The sequence below is a fragment of the Marichromatium sp. PS1 genome (assembly GCF_041155115.1).
GTDB classification, from domain to species: domain Bacteria; phylum Pseudomonadota; class Gammaproteobacteria; order Chromatiales; family Chromatiaceae; genus Marichromatium; species Marichromatium gracile.
The window spans coordinates 208,985-227,967 of sequence record NZ_BAAFHB010000004.1; the positions used below are offsets into that span (position 1 = coordinate 208,985).

16 protein-coding genes and 1 tRNA gene are annotated in these 18,983 nt (G+C 67.2%); 9 read left to right on the forward strand and 8 right to left on the reverse strand.

Features of this window, described 5'->3' with window-relative positions; genetic code table 11:
• Positions 1–148: 148 nt before the first annotated feature.
• Positions 149–559 (forward strand): YidH family protein, encoded by a 411-nt coding sequence (locus tag ACAM26_RS10185; RefSeq protein ID WP_123140230.1) that lies wholly within the window; start codon positions 149–151, stop codon positions 557–559.
• On the opposite strand, the gene ACAM26_RS10190 is transcribed toward ACAM26_RS10185, so the two are convergent.
• On the reverse strand, positions 560–985 hold the full coding sequence (locus tag ACAM26_RS10190; RefSeq protein ID WP_123140231.1) for a hypothetical protein: 426 nt from the start codon (positions 983–985) through the stop codon (positions 560–562).
• Positions 986–1,126: 141 nt separating this feature from the next.
• Here ACAM26_RS10190 and ACAM26_RS10195 point away from each other — a divergent pair, with 141 nt between their 5' ends.
• The 5 genes from ACAM26_RS10195 (at position 1,127) to ACAM26_RS10215 (ending at position 8,862) form a co-directional block, all read left to right on the forward strand.
• A complete protein-coding gene (locus tag ACAM26_RS10195; RefSeq protein WP_369613552.1) occupies positions 1,127–2,209 on the forward strand; it encodes an adenylate/guanylate cyclase domain-containing protein in 1,083 nt (360 codons plus the stop codon).
• A 134-nt stretch (positions 2,210–2,343) separates the two neighbouring features.
• Positions 2,344–2,655: a hypothetical protein gene (locus ACAM26_RS10200; protein ID WP_062276070.1), complete on the forward strand. Its 312-nt coding sequence runs from the start codon at positions 2,344–2,346 to the stop codon at positions 2,653–2,655.
• A 93-nt stretch (positions 2,656–2,748) separates the two neighbouring features.
• Positions 2,749–3,279, forward strand: coding sequence for a hypothetical protein (locus tag ACAM26_RS10205; protein ID WP_369613553.1), 531 nt, complete (start codon positions 2,749–2,751; stop codon positions 3,277–3,279).
• Between the two features lie 115 nt (positions 3,280–3,394).
• Positions 3,395–7,915 (forward strand): PAS domain S-box protein, encoded by a 4,521-nt coding sequence (locus ACAM26_RS10210; RefSeq protein ID WP_369613554.1) that lies wholly within the window; start codon positions 3,395–3,397, stop codon positions 7,913–7,915.
• A complete protein-coding gene (locus tag ACAM26_RS10215; protein WP_223805965.1) occupies positions 7,912–8,862 on the forward strand; it encodes a diguanylate cyclase in 951 nt (316 codons plus the stop codon). Before ACAM26_RS10210 ends, ACAM26_RS10215 begins: the two co-directional genes overlap by 4 nt.
• 167 nt (positions 8,863–9,029) lie before the next feature.
• Here the strand turns inward: ACAM26_RS10215 and ACAM26_RS10220 are convergent.
• The 5 genes from ACAM26_RS10220 to ACAM26_RS10240 all read right to left on the reverse strand — a co-directional run bounded on the left by ACAM26_RS10220 (position 9,030) and on the right by ACAM26_RS10240 (position 11,886).
• Positions 9,030–9,104 (reverse strand) — tRNA-Val (locus ACAM26_RS10220).
• Between the two features lie 160 nt (positions 9,105–9,264).
• Positions 9,265–10,155 carry an alpha/beta fold hydrolase gene (locus ACAM26_RS10225; protein ID WP_369613555.1) on the reverse strand — a complete coding sequence of 297 codons (891 nt, stop codon included), beginning with the start codon at positions 10,153–10,155 and terminating at the stop codon, positions 9,265–9,267.
• The gene (locus tag ACAM26_RS10230) at positions 10,152–10,763 is read right to left on the reverse strand and encodes a flavin reductase family protein (RefSeq protein ID WP_369613556.1); all 612 of its coding nucleotides are present in this window, start codon (positions 10,761–10,763) and stop codon (positions 10,152–10,154) included. The genes ACAM26_RS10225 and ACAM26_RS10230 overlap by 4 nt, the downstream gene beginning before the upstream one ends.
• Positions 10,764–10,777: 14 nt before the next feature.
• A complete protein-coding gene (locus ACAM26_RS10235; protein WP_123140236.1) occupies positions 10,778–11,161 on the reverse strand; it encodes a cupin domain-containing protein in 384 nt (127 codons plus the stop codon).
• The gene (locus tag ACAM26_RS10240; RefSeq protein ID WP_369613557.1) at positions 11,158–11,886 is read right to left on the reverse strand and encodes a transposase; all 729 of its coding nucleotides are present in this window, start codon (positions 11,884–11,886) and stop codon (positions 11,158–11,160) included. The genes ACAM26_RS10235 and ACAM26_RS10240 overlap by 4 nt, the downstream gene beginning before the upstream one ends.
• Before the next feature lie 348 nt (positions 11,887–12,234).
• Here ACAM26_RS10240 and prfB point away from each other — a divergent pair.
• Positions 12,235–13,333 (forward strand): peptide chain release factor 2 gene (prfB, locus tag ACAM26_RS10245; RefSeq protein ID WP_123140238.1). Its coding sequence is split into 2 segments (ribosomal slippage): positions 12,235–12,309 and positions 12,311–13,333, totalling 1,098 coding nucleotides; the frame shifts between segments, so codons are not numbered across the junction.
• A gap of 16 nt (positions 13,334–13,349) precedes the next feature.
• Positions 13,350–14,879 carry a lysine--tRNA ligase gene (gene lysS / locus ACAM26_RS10250; protein WP_123140239.1) on the forward strand — a complete coding sequence of 510 codons (1,530 nt, stop codon included), beginning with the start codon at positions 13,350–13,352 and terminating at the stop codon, positions 14,877–14,879.
• 17 nt (positions 14,880–14,896) lie between these two features.
• Here the strand turns inward: lysS and ACAM26_RS10255 are convergent, their stop codons facing one another.
• Positions 14,897–15,940 (reverse strand): folate-binding protein YgfZ, encoded by a 1,044-nt coding sequence (locus ACAM26_RS10255; protein WP_369613558.1) that lies wholly within the window; start codon positions 15,938–15,940, stop codon positions 14,897–14,899.
• A gap of 217 nt (positions 15,941–16,157) precedes the next feature.
• Here ACAM26_RS10255 and ACAM26_RS10260 point away from each other — a divergent pair, with 217 nt between their 5' ends.
• The gene (locus ACAM26_RS10260) at positions 16,158–17,990 is read left to right on the forward strand and encodes an RNB domain-containing ribonuclease (protein ID WP_369613559.1); all 1,833 of its coding nucleotides are present in this window, start codon (positions 16,158–16,160) and stop codon (positions 17,988–17,990) included.
• Between the two features lie 130 nt (positions 17,991–18,120).
• Here the strand turns inward: ACAM26_RS10260 and ACAM26_RS10265 are convergent, their stop codons facing one another.
• Positions 18,121–18,648, reverse strand: coding sequence for a DUF882 domain-containing protein (locus ACAM26_RS10265; RefSeq protein WP_123140242.1), 528 nt, complete (start codon positions 18,646–18,648; stop codon positions 18,121–18,123).
• Between the last annotated feature and the right edge of the window lie 335 nt (positions 18,649–18,983).

Sequence of the window (18,983 nt, forward strand, 5' to 3'; positions counted from 1 at the left end):
CCCTGTCTGAACGAACGGTCGATGGCATGGGGACGGCGCAGGTCGAGGGGCCTGGGCGATCCGTGACTCGAGGGGCATAACTATAGTCGTTTACCACGCCCCTGTCCCGGTGACCGGGGCGGTGACACCAGCACCAGGAGGGGCGTCGATGTCCGCCTTGCAGGATCCCCGGGTACTCTTCGCCGCCGAGCGTACGCTGCTGGCCTGGACCCGAACCAGTCTGTCGCTGCAGGCCTTCGGGTTCGCCATCGATCGTCTCGGGATGGCGCTCGATCAGTTCGCGCCACTTGCCCGGCCGCCGCTGGCGCGGCCCCTCAGTCTGCTGCTCGGGGAGTGCTTCATTCTGCTCGGGGCCGGCTGCGCGCTGTACTCGGTGCGTCAGCACCGGCGGGTGTTGCGCACCCTGGCGCCGGAAGAGATTCCGGCAGGCTATCTGCTGGGCGGCGGGGTCGTGCTCAATCTGCTGCTGGTGCTGCTCGGCGGGCTGGTCGGCGGCTACCTGCTGCACGAGTACGCCTGGGGCGGGGCGGCCCCGCCCCAGCCCGCCGGCAGCGGTTGATCAGCGCGTGCCGACCTGGACCCCGTGATCGGCCAGCCACTGGGTGTCGAGCAGCCAGTCGACACGCTCGACCTGGGGCTGGGCGAGGATCAGCCCCTGGGCGCGTTTCTGATGGTTGATCAATTCCTGTTGGGCAGCAATCATCTTGGGATCATCCTGCGCCTTGTTGGCGAGGTTGGGATGGATGATCTCCAGGAAGCGGATCGCCGGGATGTCGAACGAGCGCGGCGTGGAGATGGTGGCGACACCATCGCTGAAGGCGCGGACACGGAACTGGTAGGGATAGGATGAGAGCATCGAGTCCTCGACCAGGATCTCGTCGAGTTCCCAGACCGCCGGCTGCCAGGCCGACTTGAGCCACAGCCCCATCAGGCCGATGGCGATGAGGCCGAGCACGATGCTGTAGATCCGTGTAAAACGATCCATGAATGCTTGTCTCCGGTTCGGATGGGGGGAGGCGATGCTGCGATACTGCCCGAGTTCTGAGGATGAATCAGCTTCGCCGATCGAGGGATCGAACCCCATGAAGATTGTCAATTTCTGACGCGGTGGAGTTCGTCCGGTCTCATGCAACATCAAGATAAACAACTGCTGTTCGCGCGAATCCTCGCTGCGATCGAGGGAACCGGCAACGCCCCCTCGGCAGCGGTCGAGATCGAGGCGCTGCGAGCACGGTTGAGCGACCAACTCGACGACTTCCTGCTCGAGTCCCAGCCGATCGTCGCCACCGAAGCGACCGTGGTGATCGCCGATATCCGTGGCTTCACCGCACTGGTCGAGTCACAGCCGGTCGAGGTGATGGTGCGGTTGCTCAACCGCTTCTTCACCCGCATGGTCGAGCTGGTCACCCGCTACGGCGGGGTGGTCGACAAGTTCATGGGGGACTCGGTGATGGCCGTCTTCGGCGTCCCCGAGCGGCGTGACGACGACCTGCTGCGCGCGCTCGCCTGCGCCGTGGAGATGCAGCGGGCGATGGTTGCGCTCAACCGCGACCATCGCGCCTGGAACGAGCCGAGCCTCTATGCCGGGGTCGCGGTCAGCAGTGGTCGCTTGATGGCCGGGAGCTTCGGTTCGCCGCTCCACAACGAATACACCGTCATCGGTGATCCGGTGAACCTGGCCGCGCGGATCGAGAACTACAGCCTGCGCGGGCAGGTCCTGCTCAGCGAATCGGCCCAGGCCGGCGCCGGCTCGCATATCGAGATCGGTGCGGTCAACCAGGTCACCGTCAAGGGCAAGACCGGTCCGGTCACGCTCTATGAACTCAAGGCCGTCGACTGGCCGCAGCGCCTCGAGGTCCCCGAGGTCGAGCCGCGCAAGGCGCCGCGGATCTCGGTCGACTTTCCGGTGGAGTTCCGTCAGGTGGTGGCCAAGCGCATCCTCTCCGAGTCCTTCGTCGGCAAGGTGCACGACCTCAGCTATTATGGGATGAGCGCCGACCTGCCTATGGTGCTGCCGCCCTGCACCGAGATCCTGCTCTCGCTCGCCCCCGAGATCGGCTCCGGCAAGGCGATGGAGGTCTATGCGCGGGTGCTGCGCTCCAGGCACGACAAGGGGAGTTATCGTACCAGCCTGGAGTTCACCGCCATCGATACCCCCAGTCACCGCCGGGTCAAGCGTTATGTCGATCACATGCTCTGGGGACACTGATGGGTGTCAGGTCGTTGATTTTCAGTCCCTATCGGCAATAATGCCGACACCCTGACGGGCGAGGCGCCCGATACCGGGTGTGACCGCACCCTGCTGATGCCTCGCCGCGACCGACGCCCGAACCGACAGCGCTCATGCAAATCTCCAACGCCTCGCTGCATCCGCTCTATCCGCTGCCGCTCGATCAGCAGCGCGAGCGCGATCCCCAGGCGACCCCAGAGCAGCTGCAGCCGCGTGCCGATCAGGCCGAGCGCATCGCCCGGCCGGTGGCCGAGGTCGAACGCGCCGAGCGCCTGCAGGCGCGCAAGGAGTCTCGCGACCTGCTCGTCGCCAACAGCGGGACCGACCCGCGCACCCGCCGTGCCCTCGACGCCTACGAGTCCGTCCAGCAGCACCAGGAGCGGGCCTATGTCGAAGAGGTGCTGGGCGTCGACGTCTACGCCTGATCCCGTCATTCGAGGACTCCGCCCTTCCGAGCCTTCCGAAACCCGTGCCGCTGGGGCAGACTGACGAGAAACGAGCAGCCCCGGGAGACCATGATGCGCCATGCAGCAGAGGGTGAGTCGGCAGCGACCGTGTCGAGCGCGGGTGACGACCTATGGCCGGGCGCCGACTATCAGCGCCAGGTCGAGCGGTTGCGGCACGCCGTCGGTGAGACCATCTATCTCGTCGAGTTGATCGAGGGCGTCGGCCAGCTCGGCGCCCATCTCAGCGATCGTCCCTGCGAGCTGCTCGCGGTGCTCGACTTCCCGCGTCCCGATCCGGCGCGCGGGCTGGCGCCGCACCTGGTGTTGCTCGACGATGGTCGTGGGCTGAACCTGGGGCGCGTTGCGCGGATCAGCCGCCGCCCCTTCGCGCCGGGCGCGACGGATCTGCTCTATCTGGATGCTGTCGCCGAACGCCGGGTGCTGTTCGCCGAGCGCCGGCTGTCGCCCACGTTCATCGCCGAGCGCGCCCACCGGGTGCTCGGACAGACGCTCGGGTGCGCACCCGTCACCGATCGCAAGACCCTCCGCGCCTCGACCGACACCGCGCTCGAATCGCCGGGGCCGGCGCCGGCGGGCGAGTAGCGGCCGGTCTCGTGCCCGGACCGCTTCGTCGGCAATCGGCGGGCCGGGGGGTTTAAAGGCGCCGCCGCGCGCCGATTATATCCATGCAGTGATACTTTCCGCGGAGGCAGGGAGCATGAGCTGGAGGGCATTGCAGGCAGCTCAGCTGGTCTGGCTGATGGTTGCGGCCCTGGCCTCCCTGGTCGGTGTCGGTTTCGCCGCCTGGGCGGCGACCCAGCAGGTGACGGGGCGGCTGTTCATCGAGAGCGAGCAGGCGGCGCTGCACGACACGGAGACCCTGCAACGGATGTTGGGCGAGGTCGGTCGTGACCTGCGCTATCTGACCCAGGGTCGGGCGCTGAACGCCTGTGCCGATGAACTGGGGGCGAGCCAGTCGGCGCTGCAGCGCGACTGGGGGGCCTTCATGACGGCCAAGCCGCAGTACGACCAGGTGCGCTGGATCGACGAGACCGGCATGGAGCGCGTGCGTATCGATCAGTCGCCGAAGGGGCCGCGAGCGACCGCGCCGATCGCGTTGCAGGACAAGTCGGCGCGCTATTACTTCACCGCGACCATGGCGTTGGCGCTCGGTGAGATCTATGTCTCGCCGCTCGATCTCAATGTCGAGTACGGCGGGGTCGAGCAACCCTTCAAGCCGGTGCTGCGCCTGGCCGCGCGCGTGGCCGATCGCAGCGGACGCGACTGCGGCATCATCGTCATCAACTATCTGGGCGTGCGTCTGCTCGATGCGCTGGGTGGCGTGCGTCAGACCAGCACCTGGCTACTCAATCATGAGGGCTACTGGCTGCGGGCGACACGCCCCGAGGATGCCTGGGGGTTCATGCGCGGGCGTCCCGAGCTGAACCTCGCGGTACGTCACCCCGCCGCCTGGTCACGGATCTCCGGCGCGATGCGTGGCCAGTTCGAGGACGATGACGGTCTGTGGAGCTTCGACACCTTGGTGCCAGCGCAGGTGGTGGCGCGTGATCCGGCGCGGTTCGAGGATGCCGCCGCCGGCGCGTGGAAGGTGGTCGATCATGTGCCGCGCGGGGTCTATCGCGCCGAGCTCATCGCCGTCTGGTTGCGCTATGCCACCATCCTCACCGGGCTGCTCACCGTCATCCTCGGCGCGGGTTGGGCGCTGCAGCGCAGCCAGCGCCGGGTCGAGCGGATGCGCGAGGCGGCGCTGCGTCTCGAGGCGCAGCGAGGCCTGTTCAGCTTCATCGACCAGGGGCTCGCGGGGATGATGGTGATGTCCCCGCAGGGAGAGTTGCAGCAGGTCAACGCGCGTTTCTGCGAGATCGTCGGTCGCGATCGTGATGACCTGATCGGCCGGCGCTGGTCGGATCTCGCCACCTCCGAGGATCCGCAGGCCGATGCGCGGATGTTCGAGACCGTCCTGCAGCAGGGGCGTTCGTGCATGCTCGACAAGCGCTGCCATCGTGCCGATGGCGAGGGCATCTGGGTGACGGTGGCCGTTGCGCCGGTACGTGATGGTGGCGGGGTGGTGACCGACATCGTCGCCCTGGTGCTCGACATCACCGAGCAGAAGCAGGCCAAGGAGCAGTTGCGCCACAGCGAGGAGCGGTTGCGACTGGCCGTCGATGCCGCCGAGGCCGGGGTCTGGACCTGGGACATCGGTGATGACGTCCTCTTCTTCAGTGATCGCTGCAAGGCGCAGTTCGGCCTCTCGGCCGATACCGAGGTCAGCTATCGACGCTTCTTCGAGGCGCTGCACCCGGCCGATCGTGAACGGGTCGACGCCCTGGTGCAGCGCTCGGTGCACACCGGAGAGGACTATGTCACCGAGTACCGGACGCTGTGGCCGGATGGCTCCGAGCACTGGATCAGTGCTCGCGGTCGACTCTATCCCATCGCCGGGCGCGAGCGCGGCCAACTCGGTGGCATCACCCTGGACGTCACCCGACGCCGCCGCATCGAGGCACGGCTGCAGGCGATGACGGCGCGTCTCGAGGCGCTGCTCGAGGCACTGCCGGTCGGGGTCGGCTTCACCAATACGCTCGACTGTCGTCGCGTCAGCGGCAATGCCGCGCTGCGACGTCTGTTCGGGCTCGGCGACGATGACAACCTCTCAGCTTCTTCGATAGATCCTGACGCCTTTGGTTCAAAGGTCCGCTACTGTCTTGATGGCCGCCAGCTGACAACCGATGAGCTGCCGCTGCAGCGTGCGGTACGCGAGGCGCGATCGATCCCCGCCTCGGAGCTGGAGGTGTCTCTCCCCGATGGTCGTCAGTGGACGGCCGAGGTTGCCGCCGCCCCGCTGTTCGACGAGGACGGTCAGTTGATCGGCGGCCTGATCGTGGTCAGTGATGTCAGCGCGCGCAAGCAGGCCGAGCGTGATCTGCAGGCACTCAATCTCGACCTGGAGCGTCGGGTGGAGGCGCGCACCGCCGAGGCGCGCGCGGCCAGTGCCGCCAAGAGTGACTTCGTGGCAAACATGAGCCACGAGGTGCGCACGCCGATGAACGCCGTGCTCGGCTTCCTCGAGATCCTGCTCGATACCCCGCTGCAGCCGGAGCAGCGTGAGCTGGTGGGCAAGGTCAGGCGCTCGGCCCGGGCGCTGCTGGGGTTGCTCAACGACATCCTCGACTACTCCAAGCTCGACGCCGACAAGGTCGAGCTGGAGACGGACCCCTTCGTGCTCGATGAGCTGTTGCGTGAGAGCGCCGAGCTGTTCGCCGTCACTGCCGCGGAGAAGGACGTGGAGCTGCTGATCGACGCGCCTCGTTCACTGAGCGGTTGCTATCGTGGCGATGCGCTGCGTCTGGGGCAGGTGCTCAACAACCTGCTCGGCAACGCCATCAAGTTCACCGATCAGGGACATGTCGTCCTCGCGGTGCGGGGCGAGGGGGAGGAGGAGGGGCGGCGGTGGCTGCGCTTCGAGGTGCGCGATACCGGTATCGGGATCAGCAGCGAGCAGGTCGTGCGGTTGTTCCAGCCCTTCAGCCAGGCCGATCTCTCGACCACGCGCCGCTTCGGCGGAACCGGGTTGGGGCTGACCATCTGTGATCGACTGGTCCGGCTGATGGGCGGTGATATCGGTGTCGACAGCCGCGAGGGCGAGGGCAGTCTCTTCTGGTTCTCGCTGCCGCTCGAGATCGCTGATGGCGAGGTTGTTTCGAATCATGTCGAGGCGCTCACGCCCGGGCGGGTGCTGGTGGTCGATAGCCACGCCGAGGCGCGCGAGATCCTCGCGCGTTATCTCGGTAGCTGGCGCCTGGCGGTCGACAGTGTCGCCGACACCGACGATGCGCTCGGACGGATCCTGCAGGCCGATCAGCGGGGCGAGCCCTTCTCGCTGGTGCTGGCCGATTGGCGAATGCTGCGTCATGACGGGCTGTGGCTGCTCGATCAGATGCATGGCGCCGCCGCGCTCGGTCATCGGCCGGCTACCGTGGTGATGGTCTCGGCCTATGAGCACCAGGCGCTGTTGCGAGCGGTTGTCGAGGCGCCGGTGAAGCCCGAGAAGGTGTTGAAGAAACCCTTTACCCAGTCATCCCTGTTCGATGCCATCATCGGGCTGCAACAACATGGGCAGGTGGGCCTGCCCGAGCCCCGTCCCTTCGAGGCCAGTCCCTATGCGGGTGCCGAGCGCATCCGTGGCGCGCGGGTGTTGTTGGTGGAGGACAATCACACCAACCAGGAGATCGCACTGGCGATGCTCGGCAAGATGGGGCTGGAGGTGAGCATGGCCGACAACGGTCGCGAGGCGCTGGCGCGCTTTGCCGAACAGCCGCCAGACCTGGTGCTGATGGACCTGCAGATGCCGGAGATGGATGGTTTCGAGGCCACTGCCGCGCTCCGTGCCACCGCGCGGGGGCGTGAGGTGCCGATCGTGGCGATGACGGCGGCGGCATTCGAGAGCGATCGCGAGCGGGTGAGTGCCGCGGGGATGAACGACTTCATCGCCAAGCCCGTCGATCCGCGGCAGCTCGTCTCGGTGTTGCTGCGCTGGTTGCTCGATGGCGCCGAGTCCGAGGGCGAGACGGCGGCGGTGGATGTCGCCGCAGGGGCCGCACCGAGCGAGGAACTCGACCTGGCCTCGGTACGCGAGCGACTCGACGACGACGACGCCTTGCTGCGGGTCGTCCTCGATGGTTTCCTGCGCGATGTCGCCGACTGGCCCGCGCAGTTCGCCGCCGCCCGCAGCGGCGGCGATGGGCCGGGCGCGCTGCGTCTGGCGCATACCCTCAAGGGGGCGGCGGGCAATGTCGGCGCGGTAGGGGTGCAGCATGCGGCGCAGGCATTGGAGCGTGCGCTGGCCTCGACGACGGTCGACGCCGAGACCATCGACGGGCTGGAGGCCGAGTGTCTGGCCGCGCTCGACTCGGGCATCGTCGCGCTACGCACTGCGCTGGCCACCGACCTTGCCGCCGAGGGAGATATTGCCGCGAGCGAGATCGATGACGGCGGGCAGGATCTGGATGCCGCGCGGACGCTGATCGCGGAGCTGGAGTCGCTGTTGCAGGGGCACCGCATGGTGCCGGATGAGCTGTTGCGGCAACTGCGCGCGCGCCTGGGCGGACATGAGGCCGCTGAACGGGTCGATACCCTGCTGGCGCAGGTCGATGGGTTCGCCTATCCGCAGGCCCTGGAGACACTGCAGATCATGAGCGAGAGGTTGACATCATCATGAGTGCGCCGATCGTCGATATCCGCGACCCCTATGATGGCCTGACCGGGCCGGAGCGGCCGCGTCTGCTGGTGGTCGAGGACGACCCTACCAGTCTGCGCCTGATCGCCAGGATCCTCGGCGAGACCTACACCCTGATCATTGCCACCAACGGCAAGGATGCGCTGCGTCTGGCCGCCGACGCCCCCGAGCTCATCCTGCTCGACTACCATCTGCCCGACATCGACGGGCTGGACGTGTGTCGGCAATTGCACGCCAACCCGCTCACCGCGGAGATCCCGGTGATCTATGTCACTGGCGATCAGGACCCCCACCTCGAGGCCGAGGGGCTGCAGGCCGGAGCGATGGATTTCGTCACCAAGCCCTACTCGGCGGCGGTGCTGCGGGCGCGGATCAACACCCATGTGCAACTCAAGCGCAAGAGCGATCTGCTCGCGCTGCTTGCCGAGCGCGATGGTCTGACCGGGGTGGCCAATCGGCGCGTCTTCGATCAGCAGCTCGAACGCGAATGGCGGCGCGGGCTGCGGCACCGGACGCCGCTCTCGGTGGTCATGGTCGATGCCGACCACTTCAAGTCCGTCAACGATACCTGGGGGCATCTGGTCGGGGATGAATGTCTGCGTGGCATTGCCCGCTGTGCCGCTGTGCACCTGAAACGCCCGGCCGACCTGCTGGCGCGTTATGGGGGTGAGGAGTTCGTGCTGCTGCTGCCCGAGACCGATGCCGGGAGCGCCCGTGCCCTTGCCGAGATGATCCGCGAGGAGATCCGGACCCGCTTTGCCCAGGCCTCGGCCGAGCGCGGCGAAGGCCCCTGTCTGACCGCGAGCTTCGGCTGCGCCACCATCATTCCCGATGAGCAGGCATCGCCCGAGACGCTGCTGCGGGTTGCCGATCGCAATCTCTATCTGGCCAAGACCGGCGGGCGCAATCGTGTCGAGCCTGCGCTGTGAGCGGTAGGTGCCAAGCGCCGAGATTGATCGGTATCAGGTCGTCGGGTGAGTTGATCGACGGTTGGGGAGAGGCGTGGGCGCAGGTGCACCCGGGGACCGATGGGTACGGTCGGTGTGATCGGCGGACATAAAAAAAGCCGGCTTGAAGCCGGCTTTTTTGCGGAATTTGGTGGGCGCAGGTGGGATCGAACCACCGACCCCTGCCGTGTGAAGGCAGTGCTCTCCCGCTGAGCTATGCGCCCCGAAGAGGCTGCAAATATTAATGCCGCCCCCGGGGTTCGTCAACCCCCGGTCACGATTTTTTTCTTCTTTCAGGTCTGGCCCTGCTGGTCGAGGTCGCCGGGGGTGGGATCTGTGTGCGTTGTTGCGCTGTGCTGGCGCGGATGCTCGACTGCTGTCGTGTCAGTCATGGACTGTGATCAGCCCCTTGAGGATGCTGTGGCCGTGACGGACCGGTAGCGAATAATGCCCCTCGCCGTGGAGGATGCGTGCGCGACAGTCGGGGAGGTGGCGCGCGTACCAATGGGCATGGGCGACCGGGACGGTGTTGTCGGTATCGCCGTGCCAGAGGGTGATCGCCCGGTCGATGCGATCTGGCTCGAAGCCCCAGGGACGCGGGTAGAGGTGGAGGTCGCGCCGGGCGCCGTGAGCGCCATCGCGCATCGCGTCGACGATGGTGCGATCGAGCGCGGCGGTGACCTCGGGGCGGTCGAGCACGGCGCGATCGGGGGCGGCTGCGTTGCGATAGCGCAGCCGTGCGACCACCTCGGGACGGGCGGCGAGCAGCGCCGGGATGGGGCCGGTGTAGAAGCGGTTGGTCAGGCGCGGGAGACGGCGTGCGAGCGACAGGCTGGCGCGCACGCCCGGGGCCATGGTGCGACGGACCGGCGCGAGATAGATCGGCCCGAGCGGGCAGATCAGCGTACAGCGTCCGATCCGCGCGGGCAGGTCGGCGAGGCAGGCCAGCGCATAGGGACCGCCGCCGGAGACGCCGATCAGATCGAAGCGGTCGATACCGAGCCGCTCGGTCAGCTCGGCAAGATCGGCCGGCCAGTCGTGGATCTGGCGTCCCGGCCGATCGCTGGAGAGCCCGTAGCCGGGGCGGTCGGGGGCGATCAGACGAATGCCCTCGATGCGCGCGGCCTGGTGTAGCAACCCCGCCTCCTGGCGTGAACTGGGGAATCCGTGACAGTAGCAGACCGGGTGACCGTCCGGCACACCGTATTCGGTATAACCGAGCTGACGCCCGTCGCCCAGCCTCAGGCGGCGATCATGCGGTGCGGGGATGGTCATGCCGGTGGGGTGTCTCTGTCGGTGTGGGCTTGGGCGCGCCAAGCACGGATGGCCTCGGCGTCGGTGGCGCGGTCGGCGGCATAGCGTCGATCGAGCTCGGCCAGCCGTGCATCCGGTGCGCGGCCCAGCCCGGAGACCGTCAACGCCGGCGCCGCCGTGCCGGCGTGTCCGGCATCGTGCGCGGCAAGCAGGTAGACACTGCGATCGCCGATCTCCAGACGCTGCTCGACCTCGGTGTCGAGCCAGGCGAGGGCGGCACCATAACGCGGCGTACCGCTTGGGGTGCGCGCGACCTCGAGTCCGGCGAACTTGTCGTGATGGTGCCCGCTCGCCAGAGCGAAGCGCCACACCGCCTCGAGATCGTCGGCGTGCAGCAGGTGCAGCACGGCTCGACCGCTGCGTTCGATCAACCCCCAGGTGTGATGATGACGGGCGACGGTGAGCAGGAGTCGGGGCGCCTCATGGACGATCGAGGCGCGGGTCACCGAGCTGGCGATGAAGCCACCCCGGCGTGCGCCATCGCTGGCGGTGACCAGCCACAGCGGTGGGTCGTAGAGACCGAACACCTCGGCGATGGTTGCGGCGGACTGGGGCGAGGGCGCTCGCATACGAATCTCCGGGGTCAGTCGCGCGGTGCCGGGTCGATGTCCTGATAGACCTCGGGGCGGAAGCGCGGGGTACAGATGGCGAGAAAGACCAGATCATCGGTGCCGGTGTTGGCGATGCGCTGGGGGGTGGCGGCAGGGATGCGGACCAGGTCGCCGGGTCCGACATCCCGGTCGGTGCCGTCGTCGAGCGCGATGCGTCCGCTGCCGCGGAGGATCAGATAGCGCTCGGTGGTGGCCGCGAGCCGATGCAGACGGGTGGCGGTGCCGGGTGCGACCCGGGCGCGCGCGATCGAGACCTCGGGGTCATCGGCCCGGTTCCAGGTCTCGAGTATGAAGCAGCCTTCCTCGAAGAAGTACTCCGCCCCGGGGTCGGGGCGGTGGATCTCGATGGTGCTCATTGCGTTGCGGCCGCAGCGGCCGCGCGTCGCCGATAGGCCGCCGAGCGCCGATCGCCGCCCCGGGGGCGGGGCTGCGGGCGACGGTTGAGGGCGCTGGCGATGCGTGTGCAGAAGGCGTCGTCGCCGAGTACCCAGGCCTTGTTGGTGGAGTCGCGGATGCGCCCGAGCAGTGGCTCGCCGACGGGGGTCTCGGCCAGTCGCGCATAGTGCTCGCGTCTGGCCTTCATGCTGCGTCCGAGCCGGTTGTATTCGGCGTGCGGAGTGGTCAGCGGATCGTCCTCGCCGAGCGCGTTGGCGCCGTGGCTCGACCAGCCGTAATCGGCCGGGTGATCGACCAGACCGGCGCGCACCGCGTTCGACTCGATATAGAGCGAGACGGGGAGCAGATAATCCTTGGGGTCGAGCAGGGTGGCGCGATAGCGACCCTCCCAGAGGGTGCCGGTACGTTCGTAACGGGCGTTGAAGTATTGGACGTAATAGCGCCCGACATACTGCATGAGCTTGCCGATGCCGTTTTCCTGGTGTGGGGTCAGCAACAGATGAAAGTGGTTCGGCATCAGCACATAGGCGTGGATCGAGCACTGGAACTTCTCGGTCGCCGCCTTGAGCTTCTCCCAGATGAACCAGTAGTCATCTTCCTCGAAGAGGATACGCTGACGGTTGTTGCCGCGCTGGATGACGTGCTGCGGGTAACCGGGCAGGACGAATCTTGGTAGACGTGCCATGGCTAGGGTCGGATCCGGTTGATTGCCTTACCTTGCAGTATAGCCAGCTGGCGCTGGATTGCAGGCTGATGACAGGACCGATCTCGGGGTCTGAGTGGCGCGAAGACTGCATGTTGGCGAGCGGCTCTAGATGACCCCGGAGATCGATGCCGGAGAGCGTCGCCCGGGTGCCGTTCCATGAGGGGCGGGGCGATGCGACCGCTGTGCGCCGCGGCCGCTGTCGGTGTGTGTACGTTGGTGGTCGATCGCGGCCTGCGGTGTCGGCGCTCGCCGGGCAGGCCGGTTCCGGGGTGGCGTTGGCTGGCGCTGAGGAATTATCATTAGACGTTTTACCCGCTGGAGCGCCGCATGCTCGATATCAATCCGATCGCCTCGCAGATCAATGACCTGAAGGGACGCCTGCAGTCCCTTAGGGGGTATCTTTGACTACGATGGCCGTCAAGAACGCCTGACCGAGGTCCTGCGCGAACTCGAGGACCCCGACGTCTGGAACGAGCCCGATCGCGCTCAGGCACTCGGTCGCGAGCGCGCCACCCTGGAGGCGGTGGTGGTGACCATCGATGAACTCACCTCGGGGCTGGCCGACGCCGATGACCTGCTGGCGATGGCCGTCGAGGAGGAGGACGCCGACACCGTCGCCGCGCTCGAGGCCGATCTCGCCGGTTACGAGGCCCGGGTCGCCGAACTCGAGTTCCGTCGCATGTTCTCGGGCGAGATGGATGCCAACAACGCCTTCGTCGACATCCAGGCCGGATCCGGCGGCACCGAGGCCCAGGACTGGTCGGAGATGCTGTTGCGGATGTATCTGCGCTGGGGCGAGCGTCGTGGCTTCAAGACCGAGCTGATGGAGGCATCGGCCGGCGAGGTCGCGGGCATCAAGTCTGCCACCATCAAGTTCGAGGGCGAGTACGCCTTCGGCTGGCTGCGCACCGAGACCGGCGTGCACCGCCTGGTGCGCAAGTCGCCGTTCGACTCGGGCAACCGCCGTCACACCTCGTTCGCCTCGGTGTTCGTCTCCCCCGAGATCGACGACACCGTCGACATCGAGATCAATCCGGCGGATCTGCGCATCGACGTCTATCGCGCCAGCGGCGCCGGCGGTCAGCACGTCAACCGGACCGAGTCGGCGGTGCGTATCACCCATAACCCGACCGGCATCGTCACCCAGTGCCAGAACGACCGTTCGCAGCACAAGAACAAGGATCAGGCGATGAAGCAGCTGCGCGCCAAGCTCTACGAGCTGGAGATGCAGAAGCGTCAGGCCAGTCAGCAGGCGCTGGAGGACAGCAAGTCCGACATCGGCTGGGGCAGCCAGATCCGCTCCTACGTGCTCGACCAGTCGCGGATCAAGGATCTGCGCACCGGCGTCGAGATCGGCAACACCCAGTCGGTCCTCGACGGTAACCTCGACCCCTTCATCGAGGCCAGCCTCAAGAGCGGCCTGTGACGACCCGGAGACCCAGATGACCGAACAGGCACAACAGCCCGCCGTCGACGCCGACGAGAACAAGCTGATCGCGCAGCGGCGCGAGAAGCTCGCCGCGCTGCGCGAGGCGGGGGTGGCCTTCCCCAACGACTTCCGTCGCGACGCCCTCGCCGCCGACCTGCTCGAGCGTTATGCCGAGGTCGACGGCGAGGCGCTCGAGGCGCAGCCGGTGCGCGTGCGCCTCGGCGGCCGACTGATGAGCCGCCGGGTGATGGGCAAGGCAAGCTTTGCCCACATCCAGGACATGAGCGGACGCATCCAGCTGTTCGTGCAGCGCGACCAGCTCGGTACCGACGCCTATCAGGCGTTCAAGCGCGACCTCGACCTCGGCGACATCCTCGGCGTCGAGGGCGTGCTCTTCCGCACCCGCACCGGCGAGCTGTCGGTCAAGTGCGACAGCGTGCGCCTGCTGACCAAGTCGCTGCGTCCGCTGCCGGAGAAGTTCCACGGCCTCACCGACATGGAGAGCCGTTACCGCCAGCGCTATCTCGACCTGATCATGAACGCCACCACCCGCGAGACCTTCCGGGTGCGTACCGCGATCGTGCAATTCATCCGCGAGTATCTCAACGCCCGCGGCTATCTCGAGGTCGAGACCCCGATGATGCAGGTGATCCCGGGCGGCGCCGTGGCGCGTCCCTTCATCACCCATCACAACGCGCTCGACATGGACCTGTTTCTGCGCATCGCCCCCGAGCTGTTCCTCAAGCGACTGGTGGTCGGCGGTTTCGAGAAGGTCTACGAGATCAACCGCAACTTCCGCAACGAGGGGCTCTCGACCCGGCACAACCCCGAGTTCACCATGCTCGAGTTCTATCAGGCCTATGCCGATTATCGCGACCTGATGGATCTCACCGAGGCGATGCTGCGGGCGATGGCCGAGCGCGTGCTCGGGCGTACCACCATCGACTACCAGGGCGCGAGCTACGACTTCGGCAAGCCGTTCGCGCGGATGACGGTGCGCGAGGCGATCCTCCACTTCAACCCCGAGCTCGGCGCCGCCGACATCGATGATCTCGATGCCGCGCGTCGCGTCGCCGAGGGGATGGGTCTCGCGGTCAAGCCGGGCTGGGGCCTGGGCAAGGTGCAGATCGAGCTGTTCGAGCACACTGCCGAACACCAACTGATGGACCCGACCTTCATCACCGAGTACCCGACCGAGGTCTCGCCGCTGGCGCGGCGCAACGACGCCAACCCCTTCGTTACCGACCGTTTCGAGTTCTTCGTCGGCGGGCGCGAGCTGGCCAATGGCTTCTCCGAGCTCAACGACGCCGAGGACCAGGCCGAGCGCTTCCGCAAGCAGGTCGAGGAGAAGGAGGCCGGGGATCTCGAGGCGATGTACTACGACGCCGACTATGTGCGTGCGCTCGAGCACGGCATGCCGCCGACCGCGGGCGAGGGCATCGGCATCGACCGGCTGGTGATGCTGTTCACCGACGCCCCGTCGATCCGCGACGTGCTGCTGTTCCCGCACATGCGTCCCGAGGGGCGCGGTTCGGCGGCCTGAGCTACCGAACCGCCTCCTCAGGCCGCGGGTTCGAGGGCATAGGGCAGGGGCTGAACCTTCAGCACCGGCCCGTGCTCGCCGAGCCGCGCCTCGCCATGCTCGGCGATCGCGATCTCGAGGACTACCAGCAGTTCGTAGCGCCCGGCGCCGTGTGGCGCGGCGTCGACCACCCGACCGCTGGCCTGACCCGAGCTGCTCGCCGCCGCGAACAGGACGTCGCCCGGCTGCGGCGCCGGCGCCTCGGCCGGCTCGAGGGTGAGGGTGGCGCGATACATGCGGCGCTTGAGTTTGCCCAGGTGATGCATCCGGGCGACGACCTCCTGTCCGGTGTAGCACCCCTTGTTGAAGCTCACCCCGTCGATCAGTTGCAGATTGAGCATCTGCGGGATGAAGGCCTCGGCGGTCCCGGCATGGACGCTGGGCAGCCCGGCGCGGATGTCGAGCCGTCGCCAGATCGCACCGTCGCTCGGTGTGGCGTGCGCGGCCAGCGCCTCCCACAGCCCGCGCGCACGTTCGAGCTCGGCGAGCAGCAGATAGCGTGGTGTGGCGTCGGGCAGGGCGATGACCGCAACCCCGTCGCGCTGCGCGAGTCCGTTGGCGTGCGCCGGCACCGCCAGCTCGAGCCGTTCGAGCAGCGCCGGCGCCTCGGTGCCGGCCAGACCGAGCACGACCAACTGGTCGCCGGCGGCCTCGAGCCGCACGCGGCTACGCAGCACATAGCGCCGCAGATGGGCAAGCGTCGTCTCGATGCGCTCGGCGGGCAGCAGCAGCGCTCGGATCTCGTCGAGCGCGATCAGCCTGCCGCAGGCCAGTACGCGTCCCTTCTGGGTACAGAGCGCGGTGAGCTGGGTGTGCTCGGCGGAGAGTTCGCGTACATCGTTGGTGAGTTGCCCCTGGAGGAAGTCCGCGGCATCCTCGCCCCGGGCCAGCAGGACATCGAACTGGGTGAGCGCGAACAGTCGGCATGCCTCGCCGGCCGGGTGTTCGGGAAAGTGCGCCTGACCGAGATCGTCGAACCGGGCGCCGTGTGCGTCGAGAAAGTCTCGCCATTGCGTCATCATCAACCCCTGCCTTGGGAACCTTCGGTTGCTGATTGGGAACTTGCCAATCCTTATGCGACCGAAGCGTGCCCGAGACAACCCCGGCGGCTTGCATGCCGCCCGGGAGACGGTCGCGCCGGGCGACCGTCTTCGCCATCGTCGGCACCCACAACCCGAAGCCAGCAGGGAGCCTGTGCGCTCGTTCGTGCGGCCCCGTCCATATGGAGAGATCAGCCCCTTGTCGAGATATCAAGCGACCCCGCCCGTAGACAGTCTGGTGCTCTACAAGACCCATCCGGCCCGCGTCCTCGGCGTCGGCGACAAGATCGAGATCCAGCTCGACGGCGGCAGTACCAAGCGCGTGCGTCCCAAGGACATCGTGCTGCTGCATCCGGGGCCGTTGCGTTCGCTCGGTGAACTCGAGACGCGCCCCGAGGGCGCGGTGGAGGACGCCTGGGAGCTGCTCGAGGGCGAGCAGACCACGCTCGAGGATCTCGCCGAGCTGGCCTTCGCCGAGTTCACCCCGGTGACGGCCTGGGCGAGCTGGCTGCTGGTTGCCGAGGGGCTGCGTTTCTGCGGCACCCCCGAGTCGATCACGGTGCGCTCGCGTGCCGAGGTCGAGCGCGATCGCGCCGAGCGCGAGGCCAAGGCCGCCGCCGAGCGTGACTGGAAGGCCTTTCTCGAGCGCATGCGTGCGGCCACCCCGTCCGCGGAGGATCGCGGACGACTCGCCGAGGTCGAGCGGCTGGCGCTGGGGCAGACCGAACGCAGTCGTATCCTCGAGGCGCTCGGTTATCCGCAGACCCCGGAGCACGCCCATCGCGCGCTGGTCGAGGTCGCCTACTGGCCGGCCAACCACAATCCCTATCCGGCACGCCGCGGCGTGCCCGGGGAGGACGCCGCGCTCGCGGTGCCGGCGCTGGACGAGGACGAGCCGCGGCTCGATCTCACCCATCTCGAGGCCTTCGCCATCGACGACGAGGGCAACGAGGACCCGGACGACGCCCTGAGTCTCGATGGCGAGCGGGTCTGGGTCCACGTGGCCGATGTCGGTGCCCTGGTCGCGCCGGACGGTCCGCTTGATCTCGAGGCGCGCAGCCGGGGTGCCAACCTCTATCTGCCCGAGGGCATGGTCAAGATGCTCCCGCCCGAGACCACCACCCGGCTCGGGCTCGGGTTGCAGCCGGTCTCGCCGGCGCTCTCCTTCGCCATGCGTTGCGACGAGCAGGGCGAGCTGCACGACATCGAGGTCCATCGCAGCTGGGTCAGGGTGCAGCGCCTGACCTATACCGAGGTCGAGCGACGCCTCGATGAGGCGCCCTTTGCCGCGTTGCGCGCCACGATTGCGCGTTTTCATGCCCGTCGCCAGACCAATGGCGCCACCCGACTGGCGTTGCCCGAGGTCAGTGTGCGTGTCGAGAACGGCGAGGTGCGGATCCGCTCACTGCCGCGGCTCGAGAGTCGCGAGCTGGTCACCGATGCCATGCTGATGGCCGGCGAGGCCGCCGCGCGGCTCTGTCTCGAGCACGGCCTGGCGATACCCTTCGCCACCCAGGCCGCACCGGATCCGGCCGAGGAGGCCAGCGACCTGGCGAGCATGTATGCGCGCCGGCGCTGCTTCAAGCCGACCCGCTTGCTGTGTGAGCCCGATCTTCACGCCGGCTTGGGGCTGGCGCTCTATACCCGCGCCACCAGCCCGCTGCGTCGTTATTCCGACCTGCTGGTCCATCAGCAGCTGCGGGCCTGGCTCGCCGGCGCGACGCCGCTCGATCGCGAGCAGGTGGTCGAGCGGGTCGCGCAGGCGGAGCTGGCCGCCGCTGCGGTGCGCCGCGGCGAGCGACTCTCCAATCAGCACTGGAAGCTGGTCTATCTGCGTGACAACCCCGGATGGCGGGGCGAGGGCGTGGTGGTCGGTCTGGAGGAGCGCAGGGCGGTGGTGCTGGTGCCCGAGCTGGCGCTGGAGGCGCGGATACGGACCCGTGAGCGGCTGGCGCTCAACGACACCCTCAAGCTGGCGCTCGCCGATGTCGATCTGCCCGAGCTGAACGTGAGTTTCCGCGTGCTCGGTTGAGCTGTCGCGGCTTCGGGTATACCCTTGCGAACTTTGTGGCTTACTGCCGGGGCGTGGAGCGCCCCCGGCGGGCGGTCTGCCGGCGCCGCCCGTCCCCCTCGGGGGCGAGCGCCGTCCGGGCTTCGTGGCCTCAGGCGCCCCAGCGGCGCACCGTGCCGGTGTCGAGATGGACGAAGTTCGAGCGCGGGTAGTAACCGACACCGCCACGACCGAGCGCGACGGCGGTATCGCGCAGATGGCGGATGGAGAGGTCGGGGAAGCGGACGTCGACGGCCTGTCCGGTCATGTGCAGGCTCTTCTTGGCGACGCCGCGCGAGGTGCGGCGCAGCATCGCATTGGTGCGGGGCGAGCGGTAGGCGCTGAGGATCTGGTAGGTGGCGTCGGGGTCGCCGAGACGCAGCTTGACGTCGTAGAGGATGTCGAAGAGTTGCGGGTCGATGGCGACGATGTCGTCGGTGCGGAAGTCGCGGAAGAAGTGATTGAGCTTGTTCAGCGCTGCGCGTTGGTAGCGATCCCCGATGCGATAGGTGACGGCGATCTTCTCGTCCGTGTGCATGTGGTGCAGGGATAGCACCCGCGGGCGCTCGCTCGGCGACTTGGCCAGTACGGGCGCAGCTGCGGTCGATAGGGCGAGCCCCAGGAAATGGCGTCTGTTCATGTTCCCCCCCGGTACATGATGTTCAACGGATTGTATGGCGAAGATTTTTCCCTAATGCATCCAGCGTGAACGCATGACGTGTAAATGACGGCATTGCGTTCGACAGTGGTGCAGCTGGGAGCGGGCGAGCAGCCCGAAGTGACGTCGACATCCTGTGCATGTGCCCGCTCCATGGGGTTTTCATTATATCCATGCGGCCGATTGAGTCAAATGGAGATTGCCAAATAATGATTATTTGGAAACCTGAGAATTAACATTAGGTGTTATTGGTAAGGTCTTGTTGTTGTTTTTTTCTGTTTTTGGGTTTTAATAAATGAAGTGATTTGTTAATTCAG

Bases quoted from the DNA above. Each gene is read 5' to 3' on its own strand.
- ACAM26_RS10185 (WP_123140230.1), top strand. From the start codon at position 149: ATGTCCGCCTTGCAGGATCCCCGGGTACTCTTCGCCGCCGAGCGTACG.
- ACAM26_RS10190 (WP_123140231.1), bottom strand. From the start codon at position 985: ATGGATCGTTTTACACGGATCTACAGCATCGTGCTCGGCCTCATCGCC.
- ACAM26_RS10195 (WP_369613552.1), top strand. From the start codon at position 1,127: ATGCAACATCAAGATAAACAACTGCTGTTCGCGCGAATCCTCGCTGCG.
- ACAM26_RS10200 (WP_062276070.1), top strand. From the start codon at position 2,344: ATGCAAATCTCCAACGCCTCGCTGCATCCGCTCTATCCGCTGCCGCTC.
- ACAM26_RS10205 (WP_369613553.1), top strand. From the start codon at position 2,749: ATGCGCCATGCAGCAGAGGGTGAGTCGGCAGCGACCGTGTCGAGCGCG.
- ACAM26_RS10210 (WP_369613554.1), top strand. From the start codon at position 3,395: ATGAGCTGGAGGGCATTGCAGGCAGCTCAGCTGGTCTGGCTGATGGTT.
- ACAM26_RS10215 (WP_223805965.1), top strand. From the start codon at position 7,912: ATGAGTGCGCCGATCGTCGATATCCGCGACCCCTATGATGGCCTGACC.
- ACAM26_RS10225 (WP_369613555.1), bottom strand. From the start codon at position 10,155: ATGACCATCCCCGCACCGCATGATCGCCGCCTGAGGCTGGGCGACGGG.
- ACAM26_RS10230 (WP_369613556.1), bottom strand. From the start codon at position 10,763: ATGCGAGCGCCCTCGCCCCAGTCCGCCGCAACCATCGCCGAGGTGTTC.
- ACAM26_RS10235 (WP_123140236.1), bottom strand. From the start codon at position 11,161: ATGAGCACCATCGAGATCCACCGCCCCGACCCCGGGGCGGAGTACTTC.
- ACAM26_RS10240 (WP_369613557.1), bottom strand. From the start codon at position 11,886: ATGGCACGTCTACCAAGATTCGTCCTGCCCGGTTACCCGCAGCACGTC.
- lysS (WP_123140239.1), top strand. From the start codon at position 13,350: ATGACCGAACAGGCACAACAGCCCGCCGTCGACGCCGACGAGAACAAG.
- ACAM26_RS10255 (WP_369613558.1), bottom strand. From the start codon at position 15,940: ATGATGACGCAATGGCGAGACTTTCTCGACGCACACGGCGCCCGGTTC.
- ACAM26_RS10265 (WP_123140242.1), bottom strand. From the start codon at position 18,648: ATGAACAGACGCCATTTCCTGGGGCTCGCCCTATCGACCGCAGCTGCG.